Genomic DNA, 18,275 nt, shown 5'->3' with positions numbered 1-18,275 from the left:
GCTGCTCCACTCGTGGCCAGATGTGTCAGTATTCCATGAGACGCGGGTTTTTCCAGCCTGCCCGGCACCGACGTAGAGGGTGGGGGACAGGCCCGAAGCGTCGGGGGGAGCACGATGATGGGTTTGTCCTGGGGGCCGGGAATGGCTCCGGCATGGGAACTGCCCGCAGACAGCGAGACGCCCTGCATCCTCCTCGAGCCGCTGCACGGGGAGACAGGCGAAGCGCTCGACTTCCGGTGGACGTCCATGAACGTCCCGGCGGAGGGCTGGGTGCGCTCGCTGGAGCTGGGCCGGCACCTGTCCCTGTGGTCGCGGGAGGGCACCGCGCTGTTCGACGTGGCGGCGTTCGTGCGCGTGCTGATGCGCGGTGTGCCGCACGTGGGGCTGGTGCCGGGGGACCCGGCGGGGCGGCGGTACGTGGTGGTGCGTCATGGAGAGGGATTGGCGCTGTGGCTGTTGCCTCGCGACGAGGGGCAGGCGGCGGACGCCCACCAGGCGGAGCGGGAGCGGGCGGCGCGGCAGGAGGTGGAGGCGGCGCTCGCGCGGGCGGAGCAGACGGTGAGCGCGCTGCGCGAGGCGGAGGAGCGCTACCGGCTGGCGACGCGCGCCACGCATGACGTGCTGTGGGACTGGCACTTCGCCACGGACCGCGTGCGGTGGGACCCGGGCACGGGGGACGCGTTCGGCCACGCCACGGCGGTGCTGGAGCACAAGCTGGGCTGGTGGGGCGAGCGCGTGCACGACGAGGACCGCGAGCGCGTGGTGGACCGGCTGGTGGAGTTCGTCGCGTCCACGGGCGACGTGTGGAGCGAGGAGTACCGCTTCCAGCGCGCGGACGGCAGCTGGGCGCACGTGCTGGACCGTGGCGTGCTGGCGCGCGACGACGAGGGGCGTCCGGTGCGGATGATCGGCTCCATGATGGACGTCACCGAGCGCACCCGCCAGATGGAGACGATGGTGGAGGAGGCGAGGTTCCGCGAGCGCTTCATCGGCATCCTGGGGCATGACCTGAGAAACCCCCTCAACGCCATCGTGCTGTCGGCGCGGGCACAGAAGCGCCGGGGGCCGCTGGAGTGCACGCCCGAACAGCACCGGCAGCACGCGCAACGCATTGAAGCCTCCGCGACGCGCATGGGGAACATGATCGCGGACCTGTTGGATTTGACGCGCGCCCGGCTGGCCGGCGGCATCCCGCTGCGCAAGGGCCCCACGGACCTGGGGGCGGTGTGTCAGCAGGTGGTGGACGAATTGTCCGCGGCGTACCCGGACCGCGCGGTGGCGGTGGACGTGGACGGCAAGGCGGAAGGGGAGTGGGACGCGGAGCGGCTGGCGCAGGTGCTCTCCAATCTGGTGGGCAACGCGCTGGAGCACGGCAGCCCGGAGGCGCCGGTGTTCCTGCGCTGCTGGGCGAAGGGCGAGCACCAGGTGCTGGAGGTGCAGAACCCCGGCGCGCCCATCCCGGAGGAGTTGCGCGAGCGGCTGTTTGATCCGTTCCGCCAGGGTGAGGGCGAGCGCGTGCAGGGCCGGCGCAACGGCGGCCTGGGGCTGGGATTGTTCATCGTGAAGGAGATCGTCCAGGCGCACGGGGGGACGGTGGAGGTGACGTCCTCGGAGAAGGAGGGCACGACGTTCACGGTGCGGCTGCCGCGGCCTCCGCGTCCGAAGGCCAAGGCGAAGGCGGGCCGGAGCCGCACGCGGACGGCCTGATCTTTTGGAAGGGGTGAGCGTTCGCCGCCGTGCGGTGAATGGAAGAGCGTCCGCCGCCGCACGCCGCGCGTGTTGTGCGAAGGACCGAAGGGGATGGGCCGGGAGGGCAGGGGCGCTGCTCGCTTCGTCGGAGGGCGTTTACCGGTTGATCAGGCCGTGCGGCACAGCGCGGCCCCCACGCGGAGGCAGTCCCCATGCAACTCAATCCCCCTCGCAACTCCCCATTTCGTTCCTCCCCCTGGACGGCGCTCTGGCTGGCCGCGGCGCTGGCTGGCTGCGGCACTGCTTCAATAGACGAAGCCTCCGACGTGATGGGCCAGTCCTCGGACGCCATCGCCTCCACGAATGGCCTGTCGACGAATGGCCTGTCGACAAACGGCTTGTCGACGAACGGCTTGTCGACGAACGGCTTGTCGACGAACGGCCTGTCGACCAATGGCCTGTCCACGAACGGGTTCCAGACCTGGTTCAGCCAGGATCCCGCGTCGGCGGACATGGTGATGCGCTACGTGGTGCAGTGCTCGCTGGGGGCGGGGATGACGCTGTCGTACCAGTCGCCGTCCACGGGGAAGCGCTACACGTGGAATGGGAGTCTGGGATTGGCGCCGGGCTGGGCCGGGGGGCAGCCGGCGACGGTGGCGGAGCAGCAGGTGGTGAGCGCGTGTCTGGCGGCGCACGCGAACAAGTACGGCGTGCACGTGAACATCTCCGTGCTGGGGCGCGACGCGCTGGGCGGGGCGATGCCGTATTCGACGGACGAGCTGAATACATACAATGAGAAGGAGGCGTGCTTCTTCGGCAACCTCTTCACGGGCGAGGGCACGTTCGCGGCGAACGACGGCGCGTACCTGGACTACGACGAGAGCACGGTGCGCACCTGCGGCCTGTCGTCCTGGAGTGAGACGACGGCGTGCACGCCGATGAAGCACGTGGGCGCGTGCCGGTACTACTGCACGCTGGACGCCACGCGGACGTACTACACGCGCTGCACGTACAACGGCGTGAACTACCGGCCCATCACCACGCGCATGCTGCCCCAGGACATCTACCGCTGCGGCGACGGCGTGTGCCAGCTGACGGAGAAGTGCGGCGGCAGCAACACGCCGGACAGCTGCGCGGCGGACTGCGGCGCCTGCCAGTAGTCAGCGGGAGGGTTGCTTCAAGTGGGGCGGGGCCGCGCGGCGCGGGCGCGGTCGGCCGTCATGACTTGCGGCCTCTGGAGGGCTTCGTGCCCCGGGTGCGTTCCGCGTGGGCCTTGAACGCGCCCGGCTGATCCGCCCAGAAGGACTCCACCTCGTCCAGCCAGCCGCGCAGGGCGGCGAAGGGCTCCGGGCGCAGGGAGTAGACGCGCACGCGGGCGTCGTCCGCGTCGATGCGCTCCTCCACGAGCCCCGTCTGGCGCAGCACGCGCAGGTGGCGGGACATGGCGGGAGGGCTCATGTCGAACGCGGCGGCCAGCTCTCCGGCGGGGTGGGGCCGCTGGCGCAGCCGGTCCACGACGCCCCGGCGCGTGGGGTCGGCGAGTGCGGCCAGGGTGCGGTCGAGCGCGGACGGGGTGGCCATGGCGGACGAGGTTCGTCAACGTCAGGGTGAATGATCAACCCTGACGCTGACGGTCTTCAAGCTTCCAGGGGCCGCTAGAAGACGCCGGGTACGGGCACTGCGTGGCCGGGGGGCAGCGGGGTGGGGCGAGGCGCGGCCTGGGGCGCCGCTTTCGGCCCGAGGATGGCCGGCAGGGACGGGGAGAGCCGCCCCACGTACAAGAGGCCCTGGAGGCTTTCGGTGGCGGAGGCCTCCCGCAGCTGGATGTAGGGGCTCAGCCCGGCGCGGGCCGCCACCGCCGGGGCGGGCGTCGCACCCACGATGCCGCAGACCAGCTTGCTGTCGCGGTCCAGGTCACAGCCCCATCGCGTGCCCTGCGCGTAGCTCATCTCCAGCACGACGAGCGAGCGGTCCCCCTTCATCAGGTGCGCCATGGGCGTGAAGGCCGGGTCCCACTGCGTGCCTTTCTCCATGCGCGTGTGCGTGTTGCCCGCCAGCACCACCTGGACCTCGTCTGGCTTCGAGGCGCGGCGCTTCGTCCAGACCCGGGCCTGGGCGGCGTCGCGCTCGCTGCCGTTGAGCACGTCCGTGTCGTAGGCCACCACCGTCACCCGCAGGCCCGCGGCGCGCAGGGCCCGCGCGCGGTCGATGAGGTCCAGCACCGCGCGGCTGCTGCGCCCGTCCTGGTACGTGCGCGTCCAGAAGCGGCCCTCCAGCAGCGCGTCCTGATCCGCCGGGGCGCCGGGGCTGGCCAGGTACCTGTCCACGCGCGCCTGCTCCGTCTCCGGAAGCGACAGGCCCAGCACCACCGCGAGCCCCGTCTGGGCCGCCTGACACACCACGTGGCCCACTACGTCCGGCACTTCGTTGGTGCCCAGCTGCTCGCCGATGAGGAGCGTCAGGCCGGGGTGCAGGAGCTCCGGCAGTCCGCGCACGGACGTGGTGCAGGGACCCTCCGCGGGGACTTCATCCTTCCAGCGCTCCAGGTAGAACTCTGGCGCGCGCACGGCGGTGGGGCGCTTCTCCTCCGCCACGTTGCCGGCGAGGACTTCCACGGAGGGCGCGGACTCCAGCCGCAGCGTGAGTGCCTGCTCCAGGTCCAGGTCGCGGGTGCCGTGCTGCGCGCCTCGCAGCATGGACAGCCGCTTGGTTTCCGTGTCGTCCTGGTCGAAATCCACCTCCTTCACGAAGGGGTTGGACACCTGCTCGTAGCGCTCCAGGTAGACCTTCCACCATAGCTTCTTCCACTCCGTGTCATTGCCCGTCGTCTGCTGCGTCATGCGGAAGATGCGCACGACGGACTGGCGCGGGCTCAGCGCGATGCCGGTCACCAGGTAGCGCGTGTACGTGGTGTTGCGAGTGCCGGGCCGGCCAGGGTCGGACCAGGTGGTGACGAGCTGGTTCGGATCCTCCGTGTCCTCGAACATGTGGCCCCGCTCTTCCAGCAGCTGGCGCGTGGCCGCGAGCGCCTCCGACAGGGGCTTCTGGAAGACGTGCTCGTACTTGGGCAGCTCCGCTTCGGGTGTCCGCTTCGAGTGGGCGCAGCCAACAGCCATCACGGTCAACGCGACGACGAGCCAACGACAATGCATTTCAGCCCCCTGAGAGAAATGCGAAGCGCCGTTCAGTAAAGCCCATCCGAGGCCGGGTTCAATACCCCCAGCCCATGGTCAACAATCCTGGGGCGGAGGACCAGCGCGCTGCGTCCCTCCCTCCGAGCGCTGGAGCCGCGACACGCGCAACTGGACGCCGGCGGGTCCTGTCCGCCTCGGCGACGTCTTCTCGGTCGCGCTCAAACTGACGCCAGTGCGAACACCCGAAGGGTATGGTCCGTCCATCCGCTCAGGCGACCGACCAGTCTCGATTCGCATTCAGCAGATCAGCGCCTGCGGCCACGACTTCCAGGCGCTTGAGGCTGGGATGACCGCCGAGTGGGTCTTGTCTGGGGACGGTGCGGAAAGTCTCGTGGAGTGGGACGTGCTTGAAGGAGGTGTGCTGTAGGCGAACTTGATGGAGCAAGTGCCGCGATGTCTCGGGATTGAAACAATGAGCAGGTATAATGAGTTCTTGGGATTGGTTAGGTGCAGTGCCTGTAGTTACCTGAATGAGGTGGCTTTTCAGGCGGACATCGGCGTCCTGGAGCACAGGCGTTTCTCGATGGGTGACGTTGTTTGGGGCCTTGCGCCCAAGATGCTGCGGTCGCCTGTGGGGCCTGAACCAGTGGCGGTTGGTCGTGACGTCTGGGCTTACGGACTGGGGCGCTGCCCGAATTGCAGAACCGAACTGTGGGCGGTTGTCGAGGTTCAGGGCGGCCGGTTCACCCGGCTCGCGCTTACACCCGAGCCGGAGAATCCGGACGCATGGGGGAATTTGCCGCCGGATGCTCCTTGAATAGAAGCAGGAGAGGCCGCAAGGCGGAACGCGGGGCTTGAAGATGAGTGAACCCGATGTGTTGAAGTCGCTGCTTCAACGGGCGCTTGAGTCAGTGCGAGCGGACCCCGTGCACGACCTCCTGTTGGGCATGCGGCGGAAGATCTGGATGTCGCTGGGGCGTGAACTGGGCCTTGGGTCAGGGTATGCCCGGCGTGTGGCTCTCGCTCTCGCGACTGCGCGGCATGTGCTTCCTCTGTGGGAATTGCAGTACCCACAGGACCGCACGCCACATTGGGCACTGGATTCGGCGGAAGAGGTGTGCGCGGGGCTGCTCGACAAGAGCGAAGCCCGCGCTCTTTGGCAGCAAGCCTGGGACCACATGGTTGAGCTGTCCTTCTCGGACGAAGACTCGCGAGGAGCAGCAGCGGGATTCTCCGCTGTGCAGGCGTTGCGCACCTGCCTCGAAAACGAGGTGCTCCCGCAGTCGGAGGTGGATGAAGGTCTTCGCGACAACCAGGTCGATGCAGAAGACATGGATGCGTCCATGTTTGCAGCGGCAGCCTGCGCGGGCGGGCCTCCCTGGGACGCATCATCCGACCCCGCGCGCCGGCTTCAATTCTGGGAGTGGTGGCTGTCTGATGCTGTATTCCATGCGTATCGGTTCGTAGCGAGCTGACTGGCCTGTACCTCGCAAGTCACCATCGGTAGAGGTGACGAAGCAGTTGGCGGAGTGTCAGTGCTCAGAATGGTGACCCAGTCATGACGAGCAGGAGCTTCGAGGTGGGCGTGGTGCTCGTCACTCCCCATCCAGGTGGTGTCCGCGCAGGCGTGCGAATCCACGAGGGGAATATTCGTGTCGGCGACGTCTTCTCTGTCGCCTTCAAGCGGACGTTCGTGCGAACACCCGAAGGGGATGCCACGTCCACTCGTTCCGGAGATCGGCCAGTCTCGATTCGCATTGAGCAAATCCACGCCTACGGTCACGACTTCCAGGAGCTTGAGGCTGGGATGACCGCCGAGTGGGTCTTGTCTGGGGACGGTGCGGAAAGTCTCGTGGAGTGGGACGTGCTCGAAGGGGATAGGCAGACGTCTCGTTTGTGCCGAAAGCGCGGGGAGTCTCGACATGGTTGGCAAGCCGGTGTCTCCGATGGAGCGGACGCTTGACCATGCCCTTGATCCTGATTCTTTCATTGCGGATGTTGTTGAAAAGTACCGGATCAATCTCCGAGGATCCGGGCAGAAAATCGAGGTGGTTTTTGACCCTGCGCTTCCTCGCGGAAAGTTGGGGACTACCCGCGCCAATGAGGAGGGAGGTTATTCGCGTTGGCCCCGACGCGCTTGCCGACGAAGCCACTCTTGCAAATACTATCGCGCATGAATTGAGTCATGGGCGCGACTATCTGCGTAGCGGTATTCATAAGCCTCATGGAGATATGTCGTCTGTTGGTGATGGAACCGCCTATGGTGCCGGAAATGCCCTTGAGGCATTCATTCGAGGTGAAAGATGAGCACCGGTCATGGTCAGGCTTGGCGGGGTGTGCCGGAAGAGTGCCTGCGGGAGTGGTCTGCTGTCTTCGCAGGCTCAAGAGAGGGCTTAAACTTGTCCTCGCCATGCCCGGTCTGTGGCGCACGAACACTTCATCGGTATTATCAGCATGGAAAGAAGGTTGAGGTCGTGGCTGATGGAGAGTTGTACGTGTCGCGCGGAGCGAGTTGGGAGTGGTGCAGGACCTGCCGTTCCTACGAACATGCAACAGCACTTGTTCCGGCGTGGTGGTCAGGTGAGCTGGATGTAGATCTGTCAAAGCTCACGGCTGAGCCCGAAGCGTTGGAGGCAGCGCTTCGTCAAGCGTGAGAGGGTGTTGTTGAACCTCAGCGCGGTGAGCACCGTGAGGAGATTGAGAAGCACGACCCATCGGACCTCACGGACGCGCAGTAGCGGCTGTTTGAGCCGTTGCTGAAGGGCTTCTGCCGGCGGGGTGAAGATTAATGGCTGTGCGAGTGTGGGCTGTCTGCTGATTCAGGCTGGCGGCGGTCAGGTTCCAGAAAACAAATCGGAATGGCGTAGATTTGTCTACAAGATGTTTCTGGCGGCCGGTAAGCCGAGGTGAGACATGATTGAATGTGGGGTTCATGGATTGCAGCCGTCCACGCAGTGCTGTTTGCATGTGTGGGAAAATTCGAGTGCGGACGTCGTGTGTGATGCTGATTACGTATTTGATGATTATGGCGATGGGTATTTTTTTTGCTCAGGCTGCTTGGTTGTGGCGCGTCAGTATGCCAAGGCAAGAAAATCCGAGCGCATTGAGGCATATCCGATCGCCATTCGAGGGAGGTGTCGGATTCATCTTCAAGAGTGGAGCGAGAGGGTGAATCATGTTGGATTGGATATGCTTTTGGGGAGGGCGAAAGAGAGGACGCGAGAGTTGCCTGAGCGCTGATGCTGTTTTTGTTCGGGCGACTGGTTGGCTACGATTTGAGTTGAGTAGATGCACTGGGACCGAGATCCAGTTGCAGAAGTTGTCACGATCTCGGAGATGAACGAGCGAGTCCAGCAGTGACGTGAAGTGAACAACCCAGACGACTTCGCCAAGAGATTTGTGGGTGTGAATTTTTCCCAGAGCCACATTGACCTACGTCGTCATGTGCGTGGCGAAGTGGAGAACCGGTGGATGCTGCTTGTGAGTTGGTATGGGGTATTCTGTTGCTCACCTCAATGGTGAGTTTGAGAAGGATCCTTCCCTCGATGTTTTCGGCAAACTGTGGCGCGAGCTGAAGGATGCCGATGGTGAGCATCAGACGGTGTCCGTGAAACATGAGACGGAATGGTGCTTGAGTTTGTATCCATCCGGACGCCTGATGTGGGAGAACGTCGAGGGGGATATTGCTCCTCGGCACATGACGGGAGTTTCGCGTGAGGCCGTCATGTTCCTTTGGAGGGCATTGTCTGAGGGGGATATCGCGCTCATTGACCAGCAGGCTTGGGTCGCAGGTTACGGCTGATGGAGTGTGAAACTTCTGGGTCTTGCTTTGTTGGGTGTTAGAGTTGACTGCTCTGTAGACGACTTGAGGCCTTGAAGACCCGCATCGAGAGGAAGACTGGGGGCGCTCGTTTGAGGGAGGTGGCTGTGGATGAGGCCGTGTATGCTGGGGATTATCAAGCTGCGATAGCGGTTGCGCGGGCTGGCGGCTGGGTGCTTTGCCCGAAATGCAAGTCGGTGTTGAAGGTTGCGCCTACGCTGGAGGATGCGAAGAGGTTGGGAACTCATCCAGGCATCTTCTGCCCGAAGGAAGCCAAGCATGTCGCTGTCCACTTCAATCTGTCTGATGTTCGTGACAGTGTGATGGGTCAGTTTGAGAAGCCGAAGTGACCTGGGAACCAATCGCTTGAAAGATCAGGACGGGCTGATGCTTCATGCGGCGTACTACCTCATCAGGCCGAGTCCCGCTGTTTTGGAGCAGGCCTCGGCACTGGGGCTCCGTGACATCGAGTGGCTGATGGAGCCTCAGCTCTGGCACAAGGGCGAACCTGACCGCTCTCCCTGGAGCCGGGAAGAGCATCTCGTGCAGGTGAAGCTCCTCTTCCTCGCCTGGCTCAGGTCCGAGTATGGCGGTCAGCCTGAATACACACAGCTATTCGGGGCATCGCCGCTCAGCGTCGAGTCGTTCGACCAGGGATGGCTCGCGGAACGGTTCTATTTCCCTGAGCCCGTTTTGGAGATCGAGAAGGCTTTGAAGCCCGAGGTTGTCCAGGCCCTGCGGGAGACTGGCCACCCAAACGTGGATGGATGGATTTCAGAACTCAAGCAGCGGAAGTGATGGCTTCGCGTCAGCGGGACGGCGGGTACTTCTGGAGCTTCCGCTGGAGCGACCGGCGGTGGATGCCCAGCTTGCGGGCGGCTTCGGAGATGTTGCCGGCGCTGTCCGCGAGCACCCGGTGGATGTGTTCCCACTCCGCCCGCGCCAGGGAGGGCGCCTGGAGCGTCTCCGGCGCGGCGACGTTCGGGGCTTCTTCCGCCCTCGCGAACGCCGCGAGGATGTCGTCCGCGTCCGCGGGCTTTGGCAGGTAGTTCACCGCTCCCAGCCGGATCGCATCCACCGTCGTGGAGATGCTTCCGTAGCCCGTCAGCACGATGACCCGTGTGGACGCGTCCACCGCCAGCAGGTCCCGCACCAGCTCCAGGCCGCTCTGCCCTGGCATTCGCAGGTCCACCACCGCGTACTCCGGTGACTCGCGCCTTGCCGCTGCCATGGCTTCATCGTGGTTGCCTGCCGTCGTCACGTCCCAGCCGCGCTCCCGGAAGGCGCGGGCCAGTCGCTCTCGCAGCGTGGTGTCGTCGTCCACCATCAGCAGGCTGGGGCGGTGATCCACTGGGGCCGTGCTCATGCCGCTGCCTCCTTTGCATCCACGCCCGGCAGGCTCAGCCTCGCCGTCGTGCCTTCTCCTGCCTTCGAGCGCAGCTCCAGCGACCCGCCCAGCTGCTCCGCCAGCGAACGCGCGAGGAACAGCCCCAGGCCCATGCCCTCTCCCGGTGCCTTCGTGGTGAAGAACGGCTCTCCCGCTCGGGCCAGCACCGCCTCCAGCATTCCCTGGCCTTCGTCGCGGACCTCCAGCCTCGCTCCCATGCCTTCGGACACCACTCGCAGCTCCACACCTCGGCCCACGGGCGTCGCCTGGAGCGCGTTCTTCACCAGCCCTCGCAGCACCCTGGCCAACGCTCTCGGCGGACCGTGGACCTCGTGCTTCTTCAGCGCTTCCGGCACTTCCACCCGCACGCGCTCACGGCCGGACAGCTCCGACAGCGTCTCCTCCACCAGCCTTTCCAGCGGGATGGGCTGGAAGGGCTCTCCCGTCGTCTGGCCCGCGTCCGCGGACATCTGCACCAGCACGTCCCGGCAGCGATCCACCTGCTGGCGGATGAGCCTCAAGTCCTCTCGTGCGGAGTCGGACGTCTGGGATACCGCTAGCGCTCGCTCCAGCTCCTTCGCCACCACCGCGATGGTGGACAGCGGCGTGGACAGCTCATGCGCCGCTCCCGCCGCCAGCGTCGCCAGCGAGGCCACCTTCTCCTGCCTCGCGTGCCGGGCCCTCGCCTGCTCCAATTCCTGCTCACGCCTTGCCAGCGCCCTTGTCACCCGCTGGATGAAATACACGATGAAGCCCGCCGCCACCGCGAACGCCACCCACATGCCGCTCAGGTGCAGCCGCATCAGCTCCGCGTGGTCCGGCCTTTCCAGGCCCGGCAGCGTCACGTCCTGCAACAGGAACAGCGAACCGAACGCCACCAGCGTGAAGCCCAACATCGCCCACGTGCGGCGCGGCGGCAGCAGCACCGTGCCCAGCGCCACGTTCACCAGGTACAGCGTCGTGAAGGGGTTGTGCGTCCCTCCACTCAACGCCAGCAGCCCTGTCAGCACCAGCGTGTCCCAGAGCATCAGCCCGAAGATGGCCTCTTCCGCCACCGGCCTCGCCCTCGCGAGCCCCGCTCGCACCGCCGCGTTCGTCACCGCCTCCACGCCCAGGAGCGCCACCAGCGCGGGCACCGGCAGCGCCAGCTTGAGGCCCCACGCGGCCACCGCCACCAGCACCGCCTGCCCCACCAGCACGCCCCAGCGCAGCCTCAGCAGCCACACCAGGTTGATGCGGGCTCGGAGCGATGGTTCGGACGGGGGCGGCGGCGGAGGCGTCATGGCGTGGCGGAGGACATCGCCACGGAGCGGGCCACCGTGTCCAGCGCGGACGCCGCCGCGTCCTCGGACTCCAGGTCCACCGTCGCCAGCCACGTGTCCCAGGCGAGCGCGAAGGTGCGCTCGGCCGTCGGCTCGTCCTTGGACACCGTCAGCCCGTCCAGCACCACGTCCACCGTGGCGACGTTGGACGTCACCAGTTTGAACGGCTGCGGCTCACCGCCACCCGCCGGCACCCGCGTCCCCTCCAGCCACAGCGTGCGGTCCACCATGTCCACGCCGCTGTCCGCGCCCGGCAGCCCTTCCGCGTCCGCGTCCGCGGGCTCGAAGGTGAGCCGCGCCCGGCAGTAGCGCCCCGGCGGCGGACGCAGTGTGCCCAGCGTCAGCACGGTCCCGTCCGGCCGCTCCAGCCCGCTCACGTGCGGCGTGCCCAGCTTCAACGGCGACCCCACCGAGTGCGCGTGCGCGGTCCCCACGGGAGACAGCGCCTTGAGCAGCCGCCACCCCAGCGCCTCCTCGCACGGCTTCAGCTCCACGCTGCCCAGCGCCACGTAGCCGCGCGTCAGCGTGAGCGTCTGTCCATCCGCTCGCGTGAAGGAGCGCTCGCCGCCCGCCGCCTGCACGCCGTGCACGGCCCGGTGCTCCAGGCCCAGCGTCACGCGCATGCCGTCCACGCGCTCGCCACACGCGCTCAGCGCGCACAGCAATCCCAGCCATCCCAGACGCGAGGCGCGGATCATCACAGGTCGTACGCCAGCGAGAGCACCGCGATGGGCGTGGACGACACCCGGCGCAGCTGGTTGACGAAGGGGATGCGCACCCCGGCCTGCACCACCACGTCCATGCCCGGGCTGAAGAGGACGTCCGGCGACGCGTACGCGATGAAGCCCCCACCGGCCTCCTCCGGCGTGCCGTTCGTGTCCGGCGCCCGCTCCGCGCGGCTGTCCACGCCCAGGCGCACCGCCCACGTGGGCGACGGCTGGTACTGCGCCGCCACCTGCGCGCGCACCGACGCGCCCAGCCGGAAGTCGTCGCGCCCTCGCGAGGGCAGGAAGCCCAGGGCGCTGGCGAGGAACGACCACTTGCCCCGGAAGCCCTGCCACGCCAGCCCCGCCATGGGGTCCACGGAGCCGCTGCCGGGCTGCGCGTCGATGCCCAGCGTCGTGCCGTCCCTCGCGTGCAGCCGGGGGCCCGTGGGCAGCTTCACCCCGCCCACCACGCTGACCAGCTGGTCCGGCGAGAACTCCTTGTCCTTCCACACGAACGCCTTCGCGCTCACGTCGACGTCGCCCAGCCCCCAGCCGCGCTCCATCCCCAGGCTCACGTCCTGGACCTCGCGGGCCTGCAGCGGCAGGTTCACCGCCAGCACCAGCCACGGCCTGGGCGCGTACGCCACCGCCACGTCCATGCGCAGCTCGCGCAGCCGCTGCGAGTCCACGCCCGTCAGCCCCTCCGTGTGGCCCCACGCGCGCAGCATCGTGGACAGCCGCAGGCGCCCTTCGAAGGGCTGCTCGCCGCCCATGGACGTGAGGGTGGGGTCCCCGCACGCGCAGCTCGCGCACGCCCACGCGGTGGACGCGGGCAGGAGGAGGAGCGCGGCGCTCAGGAAGGCCAGGGTGGGGGTTCTCAAGGCGTGGGCACCCTAGCGTCCCCCCGTCCTGGCGCACTGTGGCGTGTTGTCGCAGGCCGCCGGTGCGTCACACCGGGAACGGTCCGACTGTCCGACAGTCCGGGAGGCAGGCGGGGGAACGGGGGCCGGCTGTCCGCCCGCCCTTCCGTGCCTATCTGGAGAATGACAGCGACCCGTCCGCGTTGAGGGGGGACACGCCGGAGGCAGGGAGGTCATTCATGGGGCTGCTCGCACCGCTGGGACGGCTGTTGTTCTCGGTCATCTTCATCACCAGCGGCCTCAATCACTTCATCCAGCTCCAGGCCCTCACGGCCTACGCCCAGGCGTCGGGAGTGCCCGACCCCCGGCTCGCGGTGCTGGTGTCCGGCGGGGTGCTGGTGGTGGGCGGGCTGTGCGTCCTCCTGGGCATGTTCGCCCGCCTGGGCGCGGCCATGCTCGCGGTGTTCCTGGTGGCGTCCGCCATCATGGTCCATCACTTCTGGAAGATGGATGACCCGGTGCAGGCGCAGAACAACCTCATCCACTTCATGAAGAACCTCTCCATGGCGGGGGGCGCCCTGCTCATCGTCTACTTCGGGCCTGGCCCCTTCAGCCTGTCGCGCAAGAAGCGCGAGGCAGGCCTGGGCGGCATGAAGCTGGGCGCGCCCCTGCGCTGAAAGCGCGGGCGCGCCGTCCTGCTCGTGGATCAGGTCGCCCCGACGTGGGCGGCCTGGGTGTTGCGCAGGGTGAAGAAGGCGACCTCCGGCGTGCTGCCCCGGCGCAGGTACGGCCCGCCGAAGCCGAAGCCCAGCCCCTGGTTCACGTAGAGGTGGTTGCCGTTCACCCGGTAGTGGCCGCGGATGTACGGCTGGCCCGCGCGGCGGAAGAGGGCCTCCGTGAGCCCCCGGACGATGAACTGCCCGCCGTGCGTGTGCCCGGAGAACTGCACCAGCCCCGCGTGCGCGGGCAGCTTCTCCGCGGTGGGCGGCGTGTGGGCCAGCACCAGGCGCGTGCCGGACGTGGGCGCGCCCCGGAAGGTGGCCTCCACGTCCTCCATGCCGGTGAGCCCGTCGTCGATGCCCAGCACCGTCACCGGCGCGCCCTTCACGTGCACCACGCGGTGCTCGTTCTGGAGCACCGTGTAGCCCAGGTCCTCGAAGCCCGCGCGCAGGTAGGGCGCGTCCACCCAGTGGTCGTGGTTGCCCAGCACCACGAAGACGGGGCCGTTGAGCCCCTTCAAGAGCTGGCGCACGCGCGGCAGCGGCTTGGGGCTGTGCGTGACGTAGTCGCCGGTGAGGAACACCAGGTCCGGCGCCGCTTCGTTCACCGCGGCCACCGCGCGGCGGATGCGCACGTCGGAGGTGGCCTGGCCCACGTGCACGTCCGACAGCTGCGCGATGCGCAGGCCGTCATGCTCCGGGTGGATGCTGTCCAGCTGGAGCAGGTGCTCGGTGAGCACGAAGTGGTCCCGCCAGCGCAGGCGCCGGTCCGGCCGGAAGGGGTCGGGGCCTCGCGCCTGGAGCTCGTTGCGGCCGTGCGGCTCCACCGGCTCCGCTTCGGCGAGGGAGGAGGCGGCACCAGCGGCGTGACGGCGGGCGAGTCTCAGGCGCATGCGTTCGGATTCCTCCGGAGGGGCGAGGGGCGATTGTAGAGAGCGGTCCGGAGGGCCGTGAAGCCCGGGGGCCCGGCCCGCCTGCCCCCTTGCACGAAGGCAAGAGGGCGGAAGCAGAACCGGGCCTCCTTCCAGAACATTTCCGCGCCCTTCCAAGGGCCCCTCGGCCCCCGGGACGCCGGGTGCGACATGCGCACCGCCCCGGCGTCAGGGTGGGACTCCTAGTGGCCGCGCAGCACCGTCAGGCCCTCGGAGGTGAGCACCAGCAGCATGCCGGACGACACGGAGCCGTCGTACACCAGCTGGAGCACCTTGTTGCCGCGCACGTTCGGCACCTTCTCCAGCGTCTTGGCGGGGGTCAGCCGGTAGAGGCCGCCCGCGTTGGTGCCGATGAAGAGCGAGCCGTCATTCGTGGAGGCCAGGGCGTTGATGTCGTTCAGCGCCGCCACGTCCGCGCCGACGCGGGTGCCCTTCTGGTACGGATTGCCGGAGGAGAGGATGGTCATCTCCCACAGGCCCAGGGACTTGCTGCCCAGGTAGTACTTCCCATCCGTGGTCTGCTGGAAGCCGCGCCAGTAGTCGAACTCCGCCTGCGAGTTGAGGCCCTGCAGGTAGGAGGACTTCACCTTCTGCTGGTTGATGCCCGGCGTCCGGGTGTCGTCCCAGGTCTCCATCTTCGTGTCGGGCGTGACGGTGCCGAAGTTCCAGTCGTTCGCGATGAGCACGTCGCCGTCCGGCGCGATGCCCAGGGCGTAGGTGTAGCCCGCCATCTGCGAGCCGTTGGCGTCGTACCAGATGGGGTGCCGGTGGGCGTTGTACGTCAGGTCGCGGATGCGCACGACGCCGTGGTTGGTGCCGAAGAAGACGTCGCCCTTGTTCGGGCCGCGCAGCACGGACGTGCAGCTGAGCATGGCGCGGTCTTCGTCGAAGTGGTGGTCGTTGCTGTTGCGGATGCCGAGGTTGACCTCGTCCACCATGGACGGCCCCGTCTGGATGAAGGGGTTGCCGTTCTCGTCGATGTTGGCGCGGCGGGACTGGTTGATGTGGGTCTCGAAGGCGACCTGGCCGCTGGCGTCCAGCTTCACCGCGTCCACGTCCCCCTGCTTGTAGAACTGGAGCCGGCGCGAGCTGAAGGGGAAGCAGGTCTCTTCATTCACCGGGACTTCGCACGGCGTCCGGGTGACGATGAAGTTGGTGTGGATGTCCGGCCACTCCGGATCCTTCTGGAGGTCCGGTGCGTTGAAGCCCACGTAGGCCCGGCCCGCGGCGCCGCCGCAGATGACGGTGGAGGACTGGCCCACGCCCGCCTGGCCCGCCGGGGCCGCCATCCAGACCAGCTTCTTCGTGTCCGCGCGCACCACGCCCACGCGGTCGCCGTCCAGGACCCAGAGGTTCTTGCCCAGGTCCAGGCCCACCGACTGCACCCGGCCAATGCCGTAGCGGTCCGAGTAGTTCGCCACCGGATCCGCCGGCCAGGGATCCACCACGCCCGCGTCGGTGCCACCGCCGGTGCCGGCATCCGTGCCGCCGCCCGTGCCCGCGTCGGTGCCGGCATCCGTGCCGCCGCCGGTGCCGGCATCCGTGCCGCCGCCGGTGCCGGCATCCGTGCCGCCGCCGGTGCCGGCATCCGTGCCCGTCCCCGCATCGGTGTCTCCGCCGGTCCCCGCATCCACCCCTGGCCTCGGGTCGATGTTGTTCGGGTCCTCCACGGGGGTCGTGGGCGAATCCGTCCCACCGCACCCCCACGCCGACAGCACCATCGCCCCCACACACACGCCCAGCCCCAGCAGTCGTCGATTCACCATGGTCTCCCTACGCGTACGCGCCACCTAAGCAAGCCGCGTACCCGCCCTGGAGAGCAGGCTCTCCGTGCGGCATTCCCCTGGGAGAGGGCAATCCCTTTCACAGTCAGGGCACCGGCCGACCCTGAAGGGGCAGTAAAAAGGCCGGGCCCGCCTCCCTGGTGGGAAGCGGGCCCGGCGAAGGACCGCGTGGAGCCGCGGAGCTACTTCTTGGGCGAGGTGGCCTTCAGCTCCAGCGCGATGGAGTCATCCCCCTCCAGCTGGAACTTCGCGCGCACGCTGGCGCCCTCCGGCAGCTCGCTCGCCTTCACGGCCTTGCCGTCCAGGGTCACCTTCGTCTGATCACGCACGTCCAGCTTCACCTCCGGCAGCGTGCCGGTGCGCGCGAGCGTGATGTCGTCGTCGTCCTTGGCCTTCACGGTGCCGTTCATGCTGAAGGCGTCCTTCTCCTTCCACAGGCCCGTCTTGTTCGCGGCGTCCGCCTTGTCCTTGGACGTGTCCGCGCCCACCACCTTCTTCGCGGTGTCGCTGATGGCGGGGCCCACCTCCTGGGCCTCCACGCCCGTCGAAGGGCCGTTCATCTGCCGCGCGCTGGGCGCGTCCTTGGACGGGTTCTGCGGCGTGCCGGTGGTGTCCTGCGCGAAGGCAGCCGTTCCCAGGCACATCACTGCCGCGACGATGATCTTCTTCATGGTCCCGCTCCCTTTCGTGTTGGGTGTTCCCGTGTCTGCTCCCAAGGGTGGGGCGGCCTCTTTCCGCCGCCAACCGGCCCCTCGAGTCCATGGCTTGCATGCCGCCCCGCCGCAGGGGCAGCAGGCAGCCATTCAGACCGGCAGGCACAGCTGCTTCACGGTGGACAGCAGCGCGGACAGGTCCAGCGGCTTGCGCAGGTAGGCGGCGACGCCCATCCCGTCCACCGTCTCGCGCACGTCCAGGTCCGCGCTCGCGACCACCACCGGGATGTCCGAGCACGCGCGCTCGTGGCGCAGCGCCTCGCGGAACGCGACGCCGTCCATGCGCGGCATCATCAGGTCCAGGAGGATGAGCTGCGGCCGGGGCTCCGAGGAGCGCAGCCGCTCCAGCGCCTCCAGCCCGTCCGCCGCCAGCTGCACGGCGTAGCCCTCCAGCTCCAGCGCGTCCTGGAGCGCATCCCGGATGTCCATGTCGTCGTCGACGACCAGCAACGTGTGATGGGCTTCCATCCCATTCCCCCTGCGAACCCTGGGGCGCCCGTCCCGCTCCCCGAGCCGGAGCGGCGGGTCCCCGCCTTCGCCAGGACGAATCTGTACCCGGGGACAGGAGAGCGGAAGCTCCAATGTAGGTGTATGCCTACCAGTGAGCACACCCCCGGCAGGCGCCCGGCTGGCTGGCGGGTGGGGGGCGGGGGGGCTACTCGCAGCGGTCGCAGAGGCCGCGCAGCTGCACTTCCACGGCGCGCTGGGACACGGCGCGGGGGACGCCCCGGGCGGTGGTGAGGCGCACGGACTCCTCGGGGAGGCAGGCCACGGTGCCGCAGTCGGTGCAGGTGAAGTGGGGGTGGTTGTTGGCGTGCTCGGTGGCGCCGGCGCGCTTGAGCTCGAAGCGCCAGACGTGGTCGCCCAGGTCGGCGCGCACGACAAGGCCCGCTTCGGTGAGGTCGGTGAGGTTGCGGTAGATGGTGACGCGGTCGTAGCCCTCGCCGCCCAGCTCCTCCACCAGGTCCGCGTGGCTCATGGGCGCGGTGGCGGTCTCCAGCTTGCGCAGCACGGCCACGCGGGGGGCGGTGCTGCGCAGCCCCGCGGCGCGAATCCGGTCCTGGAACCCGGTCAGCTTCTCCTGCGCCGTGACTTTCTTGGCACCCATGGGCGGTCGAATAACACACCGCCGCGCCCACGTCCTCGCGCCCTTGCAAACGAAGTGTACCTGTAGCCCGGTTGCCCCCTTCCAACTTCCAACACTTCCG

General features: G+C 67.8%; 19 protein-coding genes. 8 read left to right on the top strand and 11 right to left on the bottom strand.

What is annotated here, in order from left to right:
- Nucleotides 1-141: 141 nt before the first annotated feature.
- Together NR792_RS24670 and NR792_RS24665 are read left to right on the top strand one after the other, a co-directional pair.
- Nucleotides 142-1,707 (top strand): ATP-binding protein, encoded by a 1,566-nt coding sequence (locus NR792_RS24670; RefSeq protein WP_375755129.1) that lies wholly within the window; start codon nucleotides 142-144, stop codon nucleotides 1,705-1,707.
- Nucleotides 1,708-1,901: 194 nt separating this feature from the next.
- Complete coding sequence (locus NR792_RS24665; protein ID WP_375755128.1) at nucleotides 1,902-2,849, top strand: hypothetical protein; 948 nt, start codon at nucleotides 1,902-1,904, stop codon at nucleotides 2,847-2,849.
- 58 nt (nucleotides 2,850-2,907) lie between these two features.
- On the opposite strand, the gene NR792_RS24660 is transcribed toward NR792_RS24665, so the two are convergent.
- Both NR792_RS24660 and NR792_RS24655 read right to left on the bottom strand, forming a co-directional pair.
- Entirely contained in the window at nucleotides 2,908-3,270 is a 363-nt protein-coding gene (locus NR792_RS24660; RefSeq protein ID WP_375755127.1) for an ArsR/SmtB family transcription factor, read from the bottom strand.
- A gap of 74 nt (nucleotides 3,271-3,344) precedes the next feature.
- Nucleotides 3,345-4,841, bottom strand: coding sequence for a hypothetical protein (locus NR792_RS24655; RefSeq protein WP_375755126.1), 1,497 nt, complete (start codon nucleotides 4,839-4,841; stop codon nucleotides 3,345-3,347).
- Nucleotides 4,842-5,683: 842 nt separating this feature from the next.
- On the opposite strand from NR792_RS24655, the gene NR792_RS24650 reads away from it, so the two are divergent.
- The 5 genes from NR792_RS24650 (at nucleotide 5,684) to NR792_RS24630 (ending at nucleotide 9,441) form a co-directional block, all read left to right on the top strand.
- Nucleotides 5,684-6,298 carry an Imm5 family immunity protein gene (locus NR792_RS24650; RefSeq protein ID WP_375761688.1) on the top strand — a complete coding sequence of 205 codons (615 nt, stop codon included), beginning with the start codon at nucleotides 5,684-5,686 and terminating at the stop codon, nucleotides 6,296-6,298.
- Between the two features lie 490 nt (nucleotides 6,299-6,788).
- Complete coding sequence (locus NR792_RS24645; RefSeq protein ID WP_375755125.1) at nucleotides 6,789-7,130, top strand: hypothetical protein; 342 nt, start codon at nucleotides 6,789-6,791, stop codon at nucleotides 7,128-7,130.
- A 1,183-nt stretch (nucleotides 7,131-8,313) separates the two neighbouring features.
- Nucleotides 8,314-8,625: a hypothetical protein gene (locus NR792_RS24640; RefSeq protein ID WP_375755124.1), complete on the top strand. Its 312-nt coding sequence runs from the start codon at nucleotides 8,314-8,316 to the stop codon at nucleotides 8,623-8,625.
- A 71-nt stretch (nucleotides 8,626-8,696) separates the two neighbouring features.
- Complete coding sequence (locus NR792_RS24635; RefSeq protein ID WP_375755122.1) at nucleotides 8,697-8,993, top strand: hypothetical protein; 297 nt, start codon at nucleotides 8,697-8,699, stop codon at nucleotides 8,991-8,993.
- Nucleotides 8,994-9,009: 16 nt separating this feature from the next.
- Entirely contained in the window at nucleotides 9,010-9,441 is a 432-nt protein-coding gene (locus tag NR792_RS24630; protein ID WP_375755121.1) for a hypothetical protein, read from the top strand.
- A 10-nt stretch (nucleotides 9,442-9,451) separates the two neighbouring features.
- Here NR792_RS24630 and NR792_RS24625 read toward each other — a convergent pair whose 3' ends face one another.
- Genes NR792_RS24625 through NR792_RS24610 form a run of 4 tightly spaced genes read right to left on the bottom strand, consistent with a single transcriptional unit; the run spans nucleotide 9,452 to nucleotide 12,940 of the window.
- On the bottom strand, nucleotides 9,452-10,009 hold the full coding sequence (locus NR792_RS24625) for a response regulator transcription factor (RefSeq protein ID WP_375755120.1): 558 nt from the start codon (nucleotides 10,007-10,009) through the stop codon (nucleotides 9,452-9,454).
- A complete protein-coding gene (locus NR792_RS24620; protein ID WP_375755119.1) occupies nucleotides 10,006-11,313 on the bottom strand; it encodes an ATP-binding protein in 1,308 nt (435 codons plus the stop codon). Before NR792_RS24620 ends, NR792_RS24625 begins: the two co-directional genes overlap by 4 nt.
- The gene (locus NR792_RS24615) at nucleotides 11,310-12,050 is read right to left on the bottom strand and encodes a hypothetical protein (protein WP_375755118.1); all 741 of its coding nucleotides are present in this window, start codon (nucleotides 12,048-12,050) and stop codon (nucleotides 11,310-11,312) included. Before NR792_RS24615 ends, NR792_RS24620 begins: the two co-directional genes overlap by 4 nt.
- The gene (locus NR792_RS24610; protein WP_375755117.1) at nucleotides 12,050-12,940 is read right to left on the bottom strand and encodes a transporter; all 891 of its coding nucleotides are present in this window, start codon (nucleotides 12,938-12,940) and stop codon (nucleotides 12,050-12,052) included. Before NR792_RS24610 ends, NR792_RS24615 begins: the two co-directional genes overlap by 1 nt.
- Nucleotides 12,941-13,158: 218 nt before the next feature.
- Here NR792_RS24610 and NR792_RS24605 point away from each other — a divergent pair, with 218 nt between their 5' ends.
- Nucleotides 13,159-13,596, top strand: a complete 438-nt coding sequence (locus NR792_RS24605) for a DoxX family protein (protein ID WP_375755116.1) — start codon at nucleotides 13,159-13,161, stop codon at nucleotides 13,594-13,596.
- A 29-nt stretch (nucleotides 13,597-13,625) separates the two neighbouring features.
- Here the strand turns inward: NR792_RS24605 and NR792_RS24600 are convergent, their stop codons facing one another.
- The 5 genes from NR792_RS24600 to NR792_RS24580 form a co-directional block, all read right to left on the bottom strand.
- The gene (locus NR792_RS24600; RefSeq protein WP_375755115.1) at nucleotides 13,626-14,531 is read right to left on the bottom strand and encodes a metallophosphoesterase; all 906 of its coding nucleotides are present in this window, start codon (nucleotides 14,529-14,531) and stop codon (nucleotides 13,626-13,628) included.
- Nucleotides 14,532-14,752: 221 nt separating this feature from the next.
- A complete protein-coding gene (locus tag NR792_RS24595; protein ID WP_375755114.1) occupies nucleotides 14,753-16,336 on the bottom strand; it encodes a hypothetical protein in 1,584 nt (527 codons plus the stop codon).
- Nucleotides 16,337-16,536: 200 nt separating this feature from the next.
- A complete protein-coding gene (locus NR792_RS24590) occupies nucleotides 16,537-17,025 on the bottom strand; it encodes a hypothetical protein (RefSeq protein WP_375755113.1) in 489 nt (162 codons plus the stop codon).
- 132 nt (nucleotides 17,026-17,157) lie between these two features.
- Nucleotides 17,158-17,535 carry a response regulator gene (locus tag NR792_RS24585; protein WP_207054443.1) on the bottom strand — a complete coding sequence of 126 codons (378 nt, stop codon included), beginning with the start codon at nucleotides 17,533-17,535 and terminating at the stop codon, nucleotides 17,158-17,160.
- Between the two features lie 187 nt (nucleotides 17,536-17,722).
- The gene (locus tag NR792_RS24580; protein WP_120527796.1) at nucleotides 17,723-18,175 is read right to left on the bottom strand and encodes a Fur family transcriptional regulator; all 453 of its coding nucleotides are present in this window, start codon (nucleotides 18,173-18,175) and stop codon (nucleotides 17,723-17,725) included.
- Nucleotides 18,176-18,275 lie beyond the last annotated feature (100 nt).

Source organism: Corallococcus exercitus (assembly GCF_042231735.1).
GTDB lineage: Bacteria > Myxococcota > Myxococcia > Myxococcales > Myxococcaceae > Corallococcus > Corallococcus exercitus_B.
The sequence above is the reverse complement of the archived record's forward strand: the minus strand, read 5'-3'. Positions and strand labels throughout refer to the sequence as shown.